Here is a 16,239-nt window from a genome sequence, read left to right as displayed (position 1 = left end):
GCGGATTATTGCGGGCCGGGCGGCATGATGCGCTTGTGGGCGCCGCGGTGCCAAAGGGTTTCGATGCGCGATTGGGCGTCGGCAGGCACGGCCTTGCCCTCGAGGTAATCATCGATGTGGGTGTAGGTGACGCCGAGGGCTTCTTCGTCGGAAAGCAGTGGGCGGTCGTCCTCCAAGTCCGCGGTGGGGACCTTCTTCCACGTGGACTCCGGCGCGCCGAGGTGCTCCAGGAGCTGCGCGCCCTGGCGCTTGTTGAGCCCGGCGAGGGGAAGGATGTCGGCAGCGCCGTCGCCCCACTTGGTGAAGAAGGCAGTGACGTTTTCCGCGGCGTGGTCGGTGCCGATGACCAGCGCGCCGACCTCGCCGGCCAGCGCATACTGCGCGGTCATGCGCAGGCGCGCCTTGAGGTTGCCCCGGTTGAAATCTCCCAGCGAGTCCTGCTGCAGGGCGCTGGCCACGGCGCCGTCGAGAGCCGCGGTGGCCTCCGCGATGTTGACGGTGAGGCGGTGGTCGGGCTGGATGAAGTCGAGGGCAATCTGCGCGTCGTCCTCGTCGGCCTGCACGCCGTGGGGAAGCCGCACGGCCCAGAAGTGCGCGCCGTCGACGCGGGAGACCGCCAGCTGCGCCAGACGGCCGGCCAAGGTGGAGTCCTGGCCGCCAGAAATTCCCAGGACAAAGCCCTTCGCGCCGGTGGTGCGCAGGTAGTCAACCAAGAATGTGACGCGGCGCTCAACCTCTTCTGCTGGATCGATACAGGGCTTGACACCCAGGGCTTTTGTGATGTCGTGCTGCAGTTCTGCGGATTCGTGTGACATGACGCCCATGGTAGCCGCCTGCGAGAATGGGAACCCGTGAACAGTGATACTTATGTCGTGCTCGTCGCCGGGGTAGCCGCCCTAGGCGGCCTCCTCTTCGGCTACGACACCGGTGTGATGTCCGGCGCCCTCCTCTTCGTCGGCCCGGAATTCGGCATGTCCGCCCACGAAGAGGGGCTGGTGACCTCGATGCTGCTGGTCGGCGCGGCGGTCGGCGCGCTCGTGGCCGGGCGTGTGGCGGGCAGCATCGGGCGGCGCCGCACGCTCATCGCCGGCGGACTCATCTTCGTGGCGGGGTCCGTGTGGTGTGCGCTGTCGAGCTCGGCTACTGAGCTCGCCGCGGCCCGCACGTTCCTCGGCGTGGCGGTGGGCGCGGTGTCCATCGTTTCCCCGATGTACATCTCCGAAATCACTCCGGCGGCCGTGCGGGGCCGGATGGTCTCGCTCAATACGCTCATGATCGTCGTCGGGCAGCTGCTGGCATACGGGGTGAACTCGCTGCTGGCCGCCAGCGGGAGCTGGCACTGGATGCTCGGTCTGGCGGCGGTTCCGGGCGCCGCGCTGGCGCTTGGCATGTTCTTCCTCCCGGACACCCCGGCCTGGCTTATAGCTCAGGGCCGCGCGGACGACGCCGCCGCGGTGAGCGCCCGGGTCGGTGCGCGGGGAGCCGAACTGGAACACAACGGGCGGCCGAGCACGGGCGAATGGCGCGCTTTCCGACGCCACCGCTGGATGCGCTGGGCCATAGCGCTCGCCATGCTCATGGGGCTGACCCAGCAGATTACAGGTGTTAACGCCATCGTGTACTTCGCGCCCACCATGATGAACCAGGTGGGCATCTCCACCGCCAATTCGGTGTACACGTCGATGGTCATTGGCGCGGTGTCGGTGGCCGCGTGCGTGGTCGGCATGCGCGTGGTGGACCGCCTGGGGCGCCGGCGGCTGCTCCTCGCGGGCTTGAGCGGCAACGTGGTCTCGCTCGTGGTGCTGGCCGTGGCCTATCACTTCGCCCACACGTCCACGGCCATGGCCCTGGTGTCGCTGGCCTGCATGGCGGCGTTCATCGCCTTCCAGCAGGCGGCGGTCTCCCCGGCGACGTGGCTGCTGATGTCGGAGATCGTGCCGCCCGCGGTCCGCGGCGTGGGCATGGGCATTGCCGGGCTGGCGCTGTGGGTGAGCAACTGGGTGGTCGCGCAGTTCTTCCTGCCGGTCGTCGAGTGGCTGGGAGGCTCTCTGGCCTTCGGAATCTTCGCGGTGTTGGGGCTCGTCGCGGTGGGATATACGCGGGCGCTGGTGCCGGAAACAGCGGGGGAGAGCCTCGAGGACGTCGCCAAGCAGCTGCGCTCTCGCTACTCCGAACGGTGAGTGTTTTGGTTATGGCGCGCGCGTGGGGTAACATTTTTCCTCGTGTCATTGCTGGGCGTTTGCCCGGCTGTGCTTTGAACTAACCATTCGCATGAAGTTTGCGCATAACGAAAGGAGCGCCCGATGAAGGTTCGCAAGTCGCTTCGGTCGCTGAAGAAGAAGCCGGGCGCCCAGGTTATTCGCCGCCACGGTAAGGTCTTCGTGATCAACAAGAAGGATCCGCGCTTCAAGGCTCGCCAGGGCTAAGAAACGAGTTTCCTCGTCTCCGCCTTCCCCACATTGTTGGGGGAGGCGGATTTTTTATGCCCACTTGCCTGGACAGATGCGGTTTAATGAATATAATTATCGCGCGGGCTTCAGCAGGGGCCCGGCAGGTGGTTGAAAGAAAGAAGAATAATGAACAAGCGTCTCGTGGCGGCGGCGTGTGCTGCGGTAGTGGGGTTGTCTGTCCCGGTGGCCCAGGCTGCGGAAGCGGAATTTGAAAGCTTGGCCGATCCTTCGCTGGGGATCAACGACCCCTCGTGTGCGCCGAGCGGCGAGGTGCGCGAACCGGTGGTGCTCCTGCACGGCACGTCGGACAACGCGTCGACGTGGGACGAGCTCATCCCGGTCCTGCAGGAGCAGGGCATGTGCGTGTGGGCCTTTGACTACGGCGCGGACGACGTCACGCTGCAGAACGCCAACCCGCGCACCAAAGCGATTGCGGACCTCGATGACTCGGCTCGCGAGATTGCGCAGCAGATCGACTACGTGCGCGAGGTGACCGGCAGTGACAAGGTGAACTTGGTGGGCCACTCGCAGGGTGGCCTGCATATTAAGACCTACACGCAGATGTATGGCTCGCCGGAGCACGTTGCCCACGCGGTGGCCATCGGCGGTAATTTCCACGGCACCACGCTCAACGGGATGGGTACGGTGCTGGCAAAGGTGATTGCGGCCATGCCGAACTTCGCCCGCTTCATGGCGAGCTCTGCAGGCATCCAGCAGGTGGTCGGCGCGGAGTTCATTGAGCACCTCAACACGCTGCCGGATACGGCACCGGGGCCGCTGTATACGTCGATTTACTCGCCTGCCGACGTCACCGTGACCCCGAATTCCTCTTCCATGCTCGCGGCTGTCGACGGCGCGGACGTGGTCAACATCGACCTGGGAGAGCTGTGCGGGGCGCAGCCGCAGCACCCGGACCTGCCGCGGGATCCCATGGTGATGAGCCAGGTGCTCTTTGGCCTGACGCGTGAGGCCGGCCAGGAGGCTGATTCCAGCACCTGCGTCGAGCCGGTGCGCGGCTAGACTGCACGAGCCCGGAGAGCGACGGGGCGAGGCCTGAGCGGGCCGCGCCCCGTTTGTGGATTTTGTCACAAAGTAGGTGAACGTTTCGTAAACGCGCAGGAAATACCACCCGTGTAGTTACGGCGGTGGGGACGGGTGCGTGAGCGGGGTGTCAACATGTGGGGTTGCGGCGGCTTACAACCTGGGAATATCAGCCATGTAACTACTACATATTGTGCCGCTTGCGGTGTTTCGGCACAAAGTATAGTGTCGTTGATGTTGCTCGGGAGGTGGTCCGGAACCGCCTCGCCGAACTGAGAAACCTCCAGTAAACCGTCAGATACCAGCCAGTTATTCCGACAGTTATCTCGTAACCTGACGTTGCGAGCAGTGCAGTAGAGCAGAAGGAAGCCACCACATGACCATCACCCTGTACACCAAGCCCGCTTGCGTCCAGTGCAACGCCACCAAGAAGGCCCTGGACCGCGCTGGGCTCGACTACACCACCGTCGACGTCACCGTGGACGACGAAGCGCGTGACTACGTCATGGCCCTGGGCTACGTCCAGGCTCCCGTCGTTGAGGCGAACGGCGAGCACTGGTCCGGCTTCCGCCCGGACCGCATCAAGGCCCTGTCCTCCCTGGCGGCCAGCGCCTAACTATCGCCATGTTGGTTGTGTATTTTTCTTCCGCCACGGAAAATACCCACCGCTTCGTCGAGAAGCTCGGCCTGCCCAGCGCGCGCATCCCGCTGCGCTTAACGGACGAACCCCTCGTGGTCAACGAACCCTACGTGTTGGTGTGTCCGACGTACGGGGGAGGGGCGTCGATAAGCAAGCAAAACACTCGGCCTGTACCGAAGCAGGTCATCCGCTTCCTCAACAACGAACACAACCGCAGCTTTATCCGCGCGGTTGTGGCCGGTGGAAACAGCAACTTCGGCACCGACTTTGGCAAGGCCGGCGACGTCATCGCCGCCAAGTGTAAGGTGCCTTATGTGTACCGCTTCGAGCTGCTCGGCACCGAGGAAGATGTCACAATGTGCCGCGAAGGCTTGCTCGCCAACGCGGCCGCGTTAGGTCTCGCGGCTTAAAACCCCGCGCCTAGCGCTTCTCCTTATTTATATCCCGTCTCTCCGCACCGTCCGTACAAGAAGAAAGGCCCGTGAACGCCGTGACTACGCAACTGGGTAAGACTGTCGCCGAACCCGTGAAGCCCGCCGAGCAGTTGGATTACCACGCTCTTAACGCGCTGCTCAATCTGTATGACGAGAATGGTCAGATTCAGTTCGACAAGGACCGCGAGGCCGCCAACCAGTTCTTCCTCCAGCACGTCAACCAGAACACCGTCTACTTCCACGACCTGGAAGAAAAGATGCGCTACCTGGTGGACAATAAGTACTACGAGCCGGAGCTGGTTCAGCAGTACGACTTCGATTTCATCAAGTCCCTGTTCAAGCGCGCCTACGCGTTTAAGTTCCGCTTCAAGTCCTTCCTGGGTGCCTACAAGTACTACACCTCCTACACGCTGAAGACTTTCGACGGCCGCCGCTACCTCGAGCGCTTCGAGGACCGCGTGGCCATGACCGCGCTCTTCCTCGCGGACGGCGATACCGCCGTGGCCGAGCACCTCGTGGACGAGATCATGACCGGCCGCTTCCAGCCGGCCACCCCGACCTTCCTCAACGCCGGCAAGGCCCAGCGCGGCGAGCTGGTCTCCTGCTTCCTGCTGCGCATCGAGGACAACATGGAGTCCATCGGCCGCGCCATCAACTCCGCCCTGCAGCTGTCCAAGCGCGGCGGCGGCGTGGCACTTTTGCTGTCCAACATCCGCGAGTCCGGTGCGCCGATTAAGCACATTGAGAACCAGTCCTCCGGTGTCATCCCCGTGATGAAGCTGCTGGAGGATTCCTTCTCCTACGCTAACCAGCTGGGCGCTCGTCAGGGCGCGGGCGCGGTGTACCTCAACGCGCACCACCCGGACATCATGAGCTTCCTCGATACCAAGCGCGAGAACGCGGACGAGAAGATCCGCATCAAGACGCTGTCCCTGGGTATCGTCATCCCGGACATCACCTTTGAGCTGGCCAAGCGCAACGACGACATGTACCTGTTCAGCCCGTACGATGTCGAGCGCGTCTACGGCAAGGCCTTCGGCGACATCTCCGTGACCGAGCACTACGAGGAGATGGTGGAGGAGCCGCGCATCCGCAAGAAGAAGATCAACGCGCGCCAGTTCTTCCAGACCATCGCGGAGCTGCAGTTCGAGTCCGGCTACCCGTACATCATGTTCGAGGACACCGTGAACCGCGCGAACCCGGTGAAGACCGGCCGCATCAACATGTCCAACCTGTGCTCCGAGATCCTGCAGGTCAACGCTCCCTCCGAGCTGAACGACGACTTGACCTACAAGACCCTGGGCAGCGACATCTCCTGCAACCTGGGCTCCCTCAACATTGCCGCCACCATGGATTCCCCGGACTTCGCGCTGACCGTGGAGACCGCCATTCGCGGCCTGACCGCCGTGGCGGACAAGACCGCGATTAACTCCGTGCCGTCCGTGCGCAAGGGCAACGATGATTCCCACGCCATCGGCCTGGGCCAGATGAATCTCCACGGCTACCTGGGCCGCGAGCACATCGAGTACGGCTCCGAGGAAGGCCTGGACTTTACCAACGCCTACTTCGCCGCCATCATGTACGCCGCCCTGCGCGCCTCCAACAAGCTGGCCCGCGAGCGCGGGGAGTACTTCACCGAGTTCCCGGAGTCCGAGTATGCCAGCGGCGAGTTCTTTGACCGCTACGACCCGGCCGAGTTCGCCCCGCAGACAGAGAAGGTCAAGGAGCTCTTCGCGGAGTCCTCCATTCACACCCCGACTGCGGAGGACTGGGCAGCGCTCAAGGCCGACGTGGCCAAGCACGGCCTGTACAACCGTAACCTGCAGGCGGTGCCGCCGACGGGTTCGATCTCCTACATCAACAACTCCACGTCTTCCATCCACCCGATCGCCTCCAAGATTGAGATCCGCAAGGAAGGCAAGATTGGCCGCGTCTACTACCCGGCGCCGCACATGGACAATGACAACCTGGAGTACTTCAAGGACTCCTACGAGATCGGCTACGAGAAGATCATCGACACCTACGCCGCGGCCACCAAGTACGTGGACCAGGGCCTGTCGCTGACGCTCTTCTTCAAGGACACCGCCACCACGCGCGATATCAACCGCGCGCAGATTTACGCGTGGCGCAAGGGCATTAAGACCCTCTACTACATCCGCTTGCGCCAGATGGCGCTGGAAGGCACCGAGATTGAGGGCTGCGTATCCTGCATGCTCTAAGGCTCGTCGGACTGCGGCGCGTCGTGGCGCGCCAGCCCTAAGATGGTGCGGGAAATCTGCTCGGCCGCCGCGGCGTCGCCCGCGTTGATGGCGTCCGCTAGGTTGAGGTGCAGGTCGGCCGTGCCCGACGTCGGGTTGCGCTTGGCGGAGCCGAAGACGGAGCGCCCGCGGACCATGGAGAGCAAGAACGGGCTGAGCGCCGCAAACATCTCGTTGCCGGAGGCGTGCAGCACCATCGTGTGAAAGCGCAGATCCGTGGCGAGTTCATCGCCCACGCGGCGGGAGGGGGTGACCTCCAGCGTGCGCAGGCGCTGCGCCAGCGCCAAGATTTCGGCCTTCTCCGCGGCGGAGGCCTGCTGGGCGGCCAGTCCCGCGGCGACGGGTTCGATGGCCAAGCGCAGCTGGTTGAGGGAGGCGCGCTGGTCCTCCTGGGACCTCTCCGAGCTCAAGCGCCAGTTAATGATGGCGGAGTCATAGACGGCCCACTCGCTCAGCGGCAGCACCGTAATGCCCACCCGCCGCGAGGACGCCACCATGCCCAGCTGTTCAAGCGCACGCATGGCCTCGCGGGCAACGGTGCGGGAAATGTCGAAGCGCGTGCAGATGTCACTGAGCGTGAACCGCTCACCGGCGGGGATGGTGCCGCTAACAATCTCTGCGCCGATGGTATCGAGCACCGTGCTGAGTAGGGGAGCGGACGACTCTTGCGTGGTAGTCATGGTGGCGAAACCTCCGTGAAGCTGGTGCTCTCTCAGGCTAGATAAGAAGACAGTATAAATCCGCACAGCCGCCGGCTGGGGACGCGTGGGGAGTCGCCCCACGGCGGGGGCTAAGTTGGTACCATGGCGGGGTAACAAACCCGTACTAGCAAGATGAGGTGACGTGCGTGTCTCACGACTACGACGACTACATCGCCAGCCACGAGGCGCCGGTGAAGGCGATCAACTGGAACACCGTTCCGGATGACAAGGATTCCGAGGTGTGGGACCGCCTGACCGGTAACTTCTGGCTTCCGGAGAAGGTCCCGGTGTCGAATGACATTCCCAGCTGGAAGACGCTGACGGAGAAGGAGCAGGAGACGACCATGCGCGTCTTCGCCGGCCTTACCCTGCTGGATACCATCCAGGGCACCGTGGGCGCGGTCTCGCTGCTGCCGGATGCCGTGACGCCCCACGAGGAGGCCGTCTACACCAACATTGCGTTCATGGAGTCGGTGCACGCGAAGTCGTACTCCAACATCTTCATGACGCTGGCCTCCACCCCGATGATCAACGATGCCTTCCGCTGGTCTGAGGAGAATGAGAACCTGCAGCGCAAGGCCAAGATTGTGATGTCGTACTACCAAGGCGATAACCCGCTGAAGAAGAAGGTGGCCTCCACGCTGCTGGAGTCCTTCCTCTTCTACTCTGGCTTCTACCTGCCCATGTACTTCTCCTCCCGCGCGAAACTGACCAATACCGCGGATATCATCCGCCTCATCATTCGTGATGAGGCCGTGCACGGCTACTACATTGGCTACAAGTTCCAGCAGGGCTACAAGCAGCTCTCCGCCGAGGAGCAGGAGGACATCAAGGGCTACACCTTCGAGCTGCTCTACGAACTCTACGAGAACGAGATCGACTACACCGAAGATCTATACGACGACCTGGGCTGGACCGAGGACGTGAAGCGCTTCCTGCGCTACAACGCCAACAAGGCGCTGAACAACCTGGGCTTCGAGGGGCTTTTCCCGGCCGATGAGACGCGCGTGTCCCCGGCCATCCTTTCCTCGCTGTCCCCGAACGCCGATGAAAACCACGACTTCTTTTCCGGCTCCGGCTCCTCCTACGTCATTGGTAAGGCGGAGGAGACCACGGACGACGACTGGGATTTCTAAACAGTTTTCACTCCTGTCACTGTGGTGACGGGGCGGCGCTTGTCGGCGCCCCTCCTGACGCACCCCCTGAGATCATCCGAAAGGTTGATTCTTTCAGGGGGTGCGTTTTCGGCGTTTTGAGCGAGGGTAACCCCCGTCGCTGTGTTCTGGATCACCGCGTTGCGCTGGGGGTTGTGCGGTATGGGTGCAGCGTGGCCGCGCGGGCGGCCCGCGTGCTGGGAGTTCAGCGCGTGGTTCAGCTGTGGGCGGGGTCAACAAGATTGGCGGAAGATGGAAGAGCGCTGGAAATTTGTCTGCTAGGTGCCCTAATATAAGGCGAGTAAACCTAGGTGTTTCACCGTTCTGTCGGTGGCGCGGGCATTCGCGCTGCTGGTGGGGAGGCGAAGCACTTGTTCTTCAGGAGGATTTTATGACCGCTGTGGCGCCACGGCTCGACGATTACGTCGCGCCCACACGCCCTGAGCCGACCGGCAACGGCAAGACCGGTTCCAAGGCTTGGGTTCTACTGACCACCACCGACCACAAGCAGCTGGGCATCATGTACTTGATCATGTCCTTCAGCTTCTTCTTCCTCGGTGGCTTCATGGCCCTGCTGATCCGTGCTGAGTTGTTCACCCCGGGTCTGCAGTTCCTGTCCAACGAGCAGTTCAACCAGCTGTTCACCATGCACGGCACCGTGATGCTGCTGCTGTTTGCAACGCCGGTTGTGTGGGGCTTTTCCAACTACATCCTGCCGCTGCAGATTGGCGCCCCCGACGTGGCCTTCCCGCGTCTGAACGCCTTCGGCTTCTGGATCACCCTGACCGGCGGCATCGTCATGCTGCTCGGCTTCGTCACCCCGGGTGGTGCGGCTGACTTCGGCTGGACCATGTACGTCCCGCTGGCTGACTCCGTCCACACCCCGGGCATCGGCGCGGACATGTGGATCGTCGGCGTCGGCGCCACCGGTGTCGGCACCATTGCCTCCGCGGTCAACATGATCACCACCATCCTGACCCTGCGTGCTCCGGGCATGACCATGTTTCGTCTGCCGGTCTTCACCTGGTGTGTGTTCACCGCCTCCGTCATCGTTCTGATGATCTTCCCGCTGCTGACCGCTGCAGCATTGGGCGTTCTCTACGACCGCAAGCTCGGCGGCCACATCTACGATTCCGCGAACGGCGGCGCCATCCTGTGGCAGCACCTGTTCTGGTTCTTCGGCCACCCGGAGGTCTACGTCCTCGCACTGCCGTTCTTCGGCGTTATCTCTGAGGTCGTCCCGGTCTTCTCCCGCAAGCCGGTCTTCGGCTACATCGGCCTGGTCTTCGCCGTCCTGGCGATTGGCTCCCTGTCCATGGCTGTGTGGGCACACCACCTGTTCGTGACCGGCGCCATCCTGCTGCCGTTCTTCTCCTTCATGACCTTCCTCATCGCCGTGCCGACCGGCGTGAAGTTCTTCAACTGGGTCGGCACCATGTGGAAGGGCCACATCACCTGGGACACCCCGATGATTTGGGCTATGGGCTTCCTGTCCACCTTCCTCTTCGGCGGTATGACCGGCGTCATGCTGGCCTCCCCGGCGCTGGACTTCCACCTCGCGGAGTCCTACTTCCTCATCGCGCACTTCCACTACACCCTGTTCGGTACCGTGGTCTTCTCCGCCTTCGCCGGCCTGTACTTCTGGTTCCCGAAGATGACCGGCCGCATGCTGGATGAGCGTCTGGGCAAGATTCACTTCTGGCTGACCTTCATTGGCTTCCACGGCACCTTCCTGGTTCAGCACTGGGTGGGCAACATGGGTATGCCGCGTCGCTACGCCGACTACCTGGCGTCCGATGGTTTCACGGTCTACAACCAGATTTCCACCATCTTCTCCTTCGTCCTCGGTGCGTCCGTTATCCCGCTGGTGTGGAATGTCTTCAAGTCTTGGCGCTACGGCGAGATCGTCACCGTGGACGATCCGTGGGGCTACGGCAACTCCCTCGAGTGGGCTACCTCCTGCCCGCCGCCGCGCCACAACTTCGTCTCCCTGCCGCGCATCCGTTCTGAGCGCCCGGCCTTCGAGCTGCACTACCCGCACATGGTCAAGCGCATGCGCGAAGAGGCTCACTACGGCCACGCCAAGCAGGCCCACTAAGCCCCGCTAGTTTCGTGGCTCGTCTCGCCCACTGATAGCGAGACCTCCTGAACCGCCGCCTCCCTGTCATCCACTCGCGATGATGGGGAGGCGGCGTTTGGCGTTGAGACGTGCCTTGGCTCTGGTCGGTCCCTGCGTGCGATAATGAACGCCGTGGATATTCAGAATGAACACCCGAAGCCCGGCACCGCCTTCGCCGTCGTGACCACCTCGGGTCCCGACCGGCCTGGAGTGTCCGCGGCGTTCTTCCGCGTGCTGGGCTCCTACAACGTTGAGCTTGTCGACGTTGAACAGGCCATCTTCTCCGGGCGCTTCTCCCTGTCCGCATACATTCGCGTCGACGCCGCCCGCCTGGAGGCCATGGAGAAGGGGCTGCGCAACACGCTGAGCATCTACGCCCAGCACGTGACGGTCTCCCCGTGCGAGAAGGAGACGACCTCCCGCCCGCGCTCCACCCACGTGGTCGTGGTGCTGGGCCGCCACCTCAACGCCAGCCACATGTCCGCGGTGGCTCGGGAGCTGGCCAACTACGACGCGAACATTGACCGCATTCGCGGGCTGTCGACATCCCCGCTTAACGGCCTTGAGCTGTTTATTACTGTCGGCGATAACTGCGATGCGGTTCGCGCGGCCCTGGCCCGCCTGGCCACCGAGCAGGGGGTGGACATCGCCATTGAGCGCGCGGGCCTGCAGCGCCGCTCCAAGCGGCTGATCTGCTTCGACTGCGACTCCACGCTGATCACCGGCGAGGTCATCGAGATGCTCGCCGCGCATGCCGGCAAGGAGGAGGAAGTCGCCGAGATCACCGCGCGCGCGATGCGCGGTGAGATCGACTTTGAGGAATCTCTACGCCAGCGCGTGGGCGTCCTGGCCGGGCTGCCAGAGTCAATCATTGCGGAGACCGCGGTGGATATTCAGCTCACCCCGGGCGTGCGCACCACCATCCGCACGCTCAAGCGCATGGGTTACCGCGTGGCGGTCGTTTCCGGCGGCTTCATTCAGGTGCTGGAGGACTTGGCTCGCGAGCTCGACCTGGACTACGTGCGGGCCAACACGCTGGAGATCGAGGACGGCAAGCTCACCGGCCAGGTTATAGGTGACGTGGTGGACCGTAAGGCAAAGGAGCGCTTCCTCCGCGAGTTCGCTGCGGATTCGGGTCTGCGCATGTCACAGACCGTTGCGGTGGGGGATGGCGCCAACGACATCGACATGATTTCCGCCGCCGGCCTGGGCATTGCCTTCAACGCCAAGCCCGCGCTGCGGGAGGTCGCCGATACCTCCGTGAACTACCCCTACATGGACGAAATTCTGCAGATTCTGGGCATCCCCATGGAGGAGGTTCTCAGTGAGTAACCTCCTAGAGGCCCACCGCCGGTTGGTAGAGGCGTGCAGCGAGCGCAGCTGGCGCGATGATCCCGAGGATCCGAACCGGCCAGAGACCGTGCAGGCCATGCAGATCGCCCTGCACCTTCCCAAGCAGGAGCCGCCGGCGCGCACGGAGGTGCTGGAGGCCGCGGCACGCGCGGTGGTTAAGGTCTGTCTGGATGACCGAGCGGGCCAGGACGGAGCTTTTGCTGCGGCGCTGGGTCAGTGGTACGGCCACCGCATCCGCAAGGTGGCTCGCCGGGCGCGCAACAAGGCCTGGCGCGACGTGCAGGCATTGCCCGGGGCGACGGTGGCGGACCGCGCACGCGCGTTTGTGCCGTCGGCGGTCAGTGAGGTCGATTCGCTCATCGCCAAACTGCAGATTGGGAACACGGACCTGCCCATGGATTCCCCGGGGCCGGCGCGTGCCGACGTCCCCGTGATCTACGTCGACGCCTCCCTCGCCATGAGCGCGGGCAAGGCGGCAGCCCAGGTGGGTCACGGCTCAATGCTGTTGGCTGCGGCGATGAGCGCCGACGAGGTCGAGGAGTGGGCAGCACGCGACTTCCCGCTGTCGGTGCGCGAGGTCTCGGCGGAGAACTTCGCCGCCGCCCGCGCGCGCCCCGGGGCGGTGGTGGTGCGCGACGCTGGGTTCACCGAAGTCGCGCCTGATTCCGCCACCGTCTGCGCTCTGCGGAGGCCTGAGAGGCCCGAGAAGCCTTAAGCGGTCTTGGGCCCTAGCGGGCGTCGACCAGCCGCTTGAGCGCTCCCCGCACCACGGCCGGGTCAGTCGTCGGCCACATCTGCGGCATGGATGCCCGCAGGTAGGAGCCGTAGCGCTTGGTCTCGAGGCGGTTATCCAGCACGGCAACCACGCCGCGGTCGCTGGTGGAGCGCAGCAGGCGGCCGGCTCCCTGCGCCATGAGTAGCGCCGCATGCGTGGCGGAGACTTCCATGAAGCCGTTGCGCCCGGCGGCCTTCGCGGCCTCGGTGCGCGCCTGCATGAGCGGGTTATCCGGGCGGGGGAAGGGGATGCGGTCGATGAGCACCAGCGAACACGAGGGGCCGGGCACGTCGACGCCCTGCCACAGGCTCAGCGTGCCGAAGAGGCAGGAGTTCTCGTTCTTGGTGAATTTGTCCACCAGCGCCCCGATGGAGTCCTCGCCCTGGAGGAAGATGTCGAAGGGAATCAGCGGCTTGAGCTCCTCGGCGGCCTGCTGCGCGGCCCGGCGGGAGGAAAACAGGCCCAGGGTGCGCCCCCCGGCGGCCATGATCAGCTCCCGAATTTCCTGGACGGTCTCCGCCGGGAGCCCATCGCGGCCCGGCTGCGGCAGGTGCGTGGCGGTATAGAGGATGCCGCTGCGGGCCGGGTCGAAGGGATAGCCCACGTCCAGGGAGTCCCACGTGCCCTTCGGCAGGCCCCACTGGGCGGCCATGGCGTCGAAGCGCCCGCCCAGCGCCAGGGTGGCGGAGGTGAGCACCACGGTCTGCTCCCCGAACAACTTCTCGTGCAGCATCCCAGCAATGGAGAGGGGAGCAACGGCCAGCGTGTCGGTGTTCGTGCGCTCGTCGCGCTCCAGCCAGACCACGTCCGCGTGGGCCGCGGGATCCCCCGTAGCAAACACGTCGAGGATGCGGGCGATGGCCTCCACCATGGTGGCCAGGTGATTAGCCAGGTTCTGGCGCTCGGCGGACTTCTCCGGGTCGCTCGCCTGTTCGCCCTCGGGGGCGCGGGCGATGGTCTCGCGGCAGCTGCCCAACGTGTCCGCAAGGCCCATGAGCTGCTGCTTGGCTTCCTCCGGCAGGTCGGTCCAGCGGCCCGGGGAGAATTCGCCCAGCAGTTGGGTGAGTTCCGCCGCCTGCTCGCTGAGGCGCTGCTCCTTGCCGTTGGCGCCGAGCGCCTTGACGCGGTTGGCCGCCATCTTGAGCGCGCGGCCGGTGAGCTCGGCGGTGGATACGGAGGTGATGCGCCCGTCCAGTTCGTGGGCCTCATCGATGATCACCACCTCGTGCTCGGGCAGGATATTGATGTCCGCCACCGCGTCGATAGCCAGCAGGGCATGGTTCGTCACCACCACGTCGACGTCTGCAGCGCGCTGACGCGCTTGTTCAGCAAAGCAGCCCTCGCCGTGCGGGCAGCGCGTGGCTCCCAAACACTCCGCCGAGGTCACGGATACCTGGCGCCACGCCAGGTCCGGCACGCCTGGCTCCAGATCCTCGCGGTCGCCGGTTTCGGTGTCCTCCGTCCACTCGTAGATACGCTGCACGTGGCGGCCGAGGCGGGAAACCTCGTGCTCATCCAGCAGGGCGTCTTCGCTCTCCAGCTCGGAGGCCTGGGCCACCTTGTTGAGGCAGACGTAGTTGGAGCGCCCCTTCATGATGGCGAAGGTGGGCTTGTGCTCGAGGAGGGGCTCTAAGGCTTCGGCAAGCCGCGGCAAGTCGCGCTCCACCAGCTGGCGCTGCAGGGCCAGGGTTGCTGTAGAGACGATGACGGTATGCCCGGTGGCCTGGGCGTGACGGAAGGCGGGCACCAGGTAGGCCAGGGACTTACCCGTGCCCGTGCCTGCCTGCACCGCGAGGTGGCGCTCCTTTTCCAGCGCCGCGGTGACCGCTGTGGCCATGCGTACCTGGCCGTCGCGCCGGGCGCCGCCGAGGGAGTCGACGGCGGCGGCGAGAAGCTCGTGCGTGGATTGGTTCAGGGGCTGCTCGTCACTCACGCGAGACAGTCTAGCCGCCCCCGGATGCGCTACTGGGAGAAGCCGACGAAACGGGTAGGCACCGCAGGTTCGTCGCGGGTCAACGCTAGGCCCTCCCACGGCAGGGTGGTGATGGCCTGGGCCAGGTAGTCGCGGGATTCGTGGAGGGAGGGAAGGTTGTCCACGATGTTGCCGTCGCGCATCAGCGGCACCGTCATCTCCCGCGTGCTGAGGGTGCCGGTGTCTGGGTCCGCGGCGTCGATTGGCAGCACGAGCTCTTCGACGGCCACCCCGGTGGAGCGGTAGGTGCGCAGCGAGCGCTTCGCCCCGCCTTGGGACTTCTTGGAGGAGGAGCGCTTGGCCACCGGATGGCCTTCTACCTCGACCACCTTGTAGACCATGCTGGCCGTCGGCGCGCCGGAGCCGGTGACCACGGAGGTGCCCACGCCGTACACGTCGACCGGGTCGCCGCGCAGGCCGGCGATGGCAAACTCGTCGAGGTCGGAGGAGACGACGATCTTCGTGTTGTGGTTGCCCAGGTCATCGAGCTGCTTGCGCACGCGACGAGTGACCGCGCCCAAGTCGCCCGAGTCGATGCGGACGCCGCCGAGCTCCGGGCCGGCGACCTTGACAGCCGTCTCTACGCCCTTGGTGATGTCGTAGGTATCCACCAGCAGGGTCGTGTCCACGCCCAAGGTCTCGATCTGGCTGCGGAAGGCCGCCTCCTCGTTCGGGGTTCCGTCCTCGTTGACGTGCGCCAGGGTCCACGCGTGCGCGGCGGTGCCGGAGACCGGGATGTCGTAGCGGTAGCCCGCCTCCAGGTTGGAGGTGGCCTGGAAACCCGCCAGGTAGGCAGCGCGGGCGGCGGTGACGGCGGCGTACTCGTGGGCGCGGCGCGACCCCATCTCGATGATGGGGCGACCGTCCGCAGCCACCACCATGCGGGAAGCCGCAGAAGCGACCGCGGAGTCGGCGTTCATGATGGAGAGGATGACCGTTTCCAGGATGAGGCATTCGCCGAAGGTGCCGCGCACCGTGAGCAGCGGGGAGTAGGGGAAGTAGATTTCTCCCTCCCGGTAGCCATCGATCTGGCCGGAGAAGCGGTAGTTGGCCAGGTACTCCTTAGTCTGCTCATCCAGGAAGTCCATCTCCGCCAACTGGTGGGCGGTGAACCGGAAGTCGCGCACGGCGCGGAGCACGCGGTCGATGCCAGCGACCACGCCGTAGCGGCGCTCGTTGGGCAGGCGGCGGGCGAACACCTCGCAGGCTACCTGGCGGTGTGCGGATCCGTCCCGCAGCGCGGCCTGCAGCATGGTGAGTTCGTATTTGTCAGTAAGCAGCGCGGTCGAACGATCCGTGGGAACGTTGGCGGCTGCGTGGTTCGCGGTGTCAGTCACATACC

General features: G+C 64.7%; 14 protein-coding genes. 10 read left to right on the top strand and 4 right to left on the bottom strand.

The features are described from left to right. Positions 1-5: 5 nt before the first annotated feature. Positions 6-824 (bottom strand): ammonia-dependent NAD(+) synthetase, encoded by an 819-nt coding sequence (gene nadE / locus ACLI1P_RS10755; RefSeq protein ID WP_411708837.1) that lies wholly within the window; start codon positions 822-824, stop codon positions 6-8. Between the two features lie 27 nt (positions 825-851). Between nadE and ACLI1P_RS10750 the strand changes: the two genes are divergently transcribed. The 6 genes from ACLI1P_RS10750 (at position 852) to nrdE (ending at position 6,784) form a co-directional block, all read left to right on the top strand. Then, positions 852-2,180 carry a sugar porter family MFS transporter gene (locus ACLI1P_RS10750; RefSeq protein WP_411708836.1) on the top strand — a complete coding sequence of 443 codons (1,329 nt, stop codon included), beginning with the start codon at positions 852-854 and terminating at the stop codon, positions 2,178-2,180. 123 nt (positions 2,181-2,303) lie between these two features. Further along, complete coding sequence (gene ykgO / locus ACLI1P_RS10745; RefSeq protein ID WP_003847162.1) at positions 2,304-2,426, top strand: type B 50S ribosomal protein L36; 123 nt, start codon at positions 2,304-2,306, stop codon at positions 2,424-2,426. 150 nt (positions 2,427-2,576) lie between these two features. Then, a complete protein-coding gene (locus ACLI1P_RS10740) occupies positions 2,577-3,470 on the top strand; it encodes an esterase/lipase family protein (RefSeq protein WP_411708835.1) in 894 nt (297 codons plus the stop codon). 397 nt (positions 3,471-3,867) lie between these two features. After that, on the top strand, positions 3,868-4,107 hold the full coding sequence (gene nrdH / locus ACLI1P_RS10735; RefSeq protein ID WP_296134711.1) for a glutaredoxin-like protein NrdH: 240 nt from the start codon (positions 3,868-3,870) through the stop codon (positions 4,105-4,107). Positions 4,108-4,115: 8 nt separating this feature from the next. Then, entirely contained in the window at positions 4,116-4,541 is a 426-nt protein-coding gene (gene nrdI / locus ACLI1P_RS10730) for a class Ib ribonucleoside-diphosphate reductase assembly flavoprotein NrdI (RefSeq protein ID WP_296134710.1), read from the top strand. 80 nt (positions 4,542-4,621) lie between these two features. Then, complete coding sequence (gene nrdE / locus ACLI1P_RS10725; RefSeq protein WP_411708834.1) at positions 4,622-6,784, top strand: class 1b ribonucleoside-diphosphate reductase subunit alpha; 2,163 nt, start codon at positions 4,622-4,624, stop codon at positions 6,782-6,784. Here the strand turns inward: nrdE and ACLI1P_RS10720 are convergent. Beyond that, a complete protein-coding gene (locus tag ACLI1P_RS10720) occupies positions 6,781-7,503 on the bottom strand; it encodes a FadR/GntR family transcriptional regulator (RefSeq protein ID WP_296134707.1) in 723 nt (240 codons plus the stop codon). The genes nrdE and ACLI1P_RS10720 overlap by 4 nt on opposite strands. 167 nt (positions 7,504-7,670) lie before the next feature. On the opposite strand from ACLI1P_RS10720, the gene nrdF reads away from it, so the two are divergent. The 4 genes from nrdF (at position 7,671) to ACLI1P_RS10700 (ending at position 12,865) form a co-directional block, all read left to right on the top strand. Continuing rightward, positions 7,671-8,660 (top strand): class 1b ribonucleoside-diphosphate reductase subunit beta, encoded by a 990-nt coding sequence (gene nrdF, locus ACLI1P_RS10715; RefSeq protein WP_296134706.1) that lies wholly within the window; start codon positions 7,671-7,673, stop codon positions 8,658-8,660. Positions 8,661-9,069: 409 nt separating this feature from the next. After that, positions 9,070-10,776, top strand: a complete 1,707-nt coding sequence (ctaD, locus tag ACLI1P_RS10710; protein WP_408929527.1) for a cytochrome c oxidase subunit I — start codon at positions 9,070-9,072, stop codon at positions 10,774-10,776. A 144-nt stretch (positions 10,777-10,920) separates the two neighbouring features. Next, entirely contained in the window at positions 10,921-12,129 is a 1,209-nt protein-coding gene (gene serB, locus ACLI1P_RS10705) for a phosphoserine phosphatase SerB (protein WP_411708833.1), read from the top strand. Further along, positions 12,122-12,865, top strand: coding sequence for a peptidyl-tRNA hydrolase (locus tag ACLI1P_RS10700; RefSeq protein WP_296135008.1), 744 nt, complete (start codon positions 12,122-12,124; stop codon positions 12,863-12,865). Before serB ends, ACLI1P_RS10700 begins: the two co-directional genes overlap by 8 nt. 13 nt (positions 12,866-12,878) lie before the next feature. On the opposite strand, the gene ACLI1P_RS10695 is transcribed toward ACLI1P_RS10700, so the two are convergent. Beyond that, positions 12,879-14,867 (bottom strand): ATP-dependent DNA helicase, encoded by a 1,989-nt coding sequence (locus ACLI1P_RS10695; protein ID WP_411709719.1) that lies wholly within the window; start codon positions 14,865-14,867, stop codon positions 12,879-12,881. Between the two features lie 20 nt (positions 14,868-14,887). Then, on the bottom strand, positions 14,888-16,234 hold the full coding sequence (locus ACLI1P_RS10690) for a nicotinate phosphoribosyltransferase (protein ID WP_408929524.1): 1,347 nt from the start codon (positions 16,232-16,234) through the stop codon (positions 14,888-14,890). Between the last annotated feature and the right edge of the window lie 5 nt (positions 16,235-16,239).

Source organism: Corynebacterium tardum (genome assembly GCF_046717785.1).
GTDB lineage: Bacteria > Actinomycetota > Actinomycetes > Mycobacteriales > Mycobacteriaceae > Corynebacterium.
Note: the sequence above shows the minus strand (reverse complement) of the source record. Positions and strands in the feature narration are given on the sequence as shown.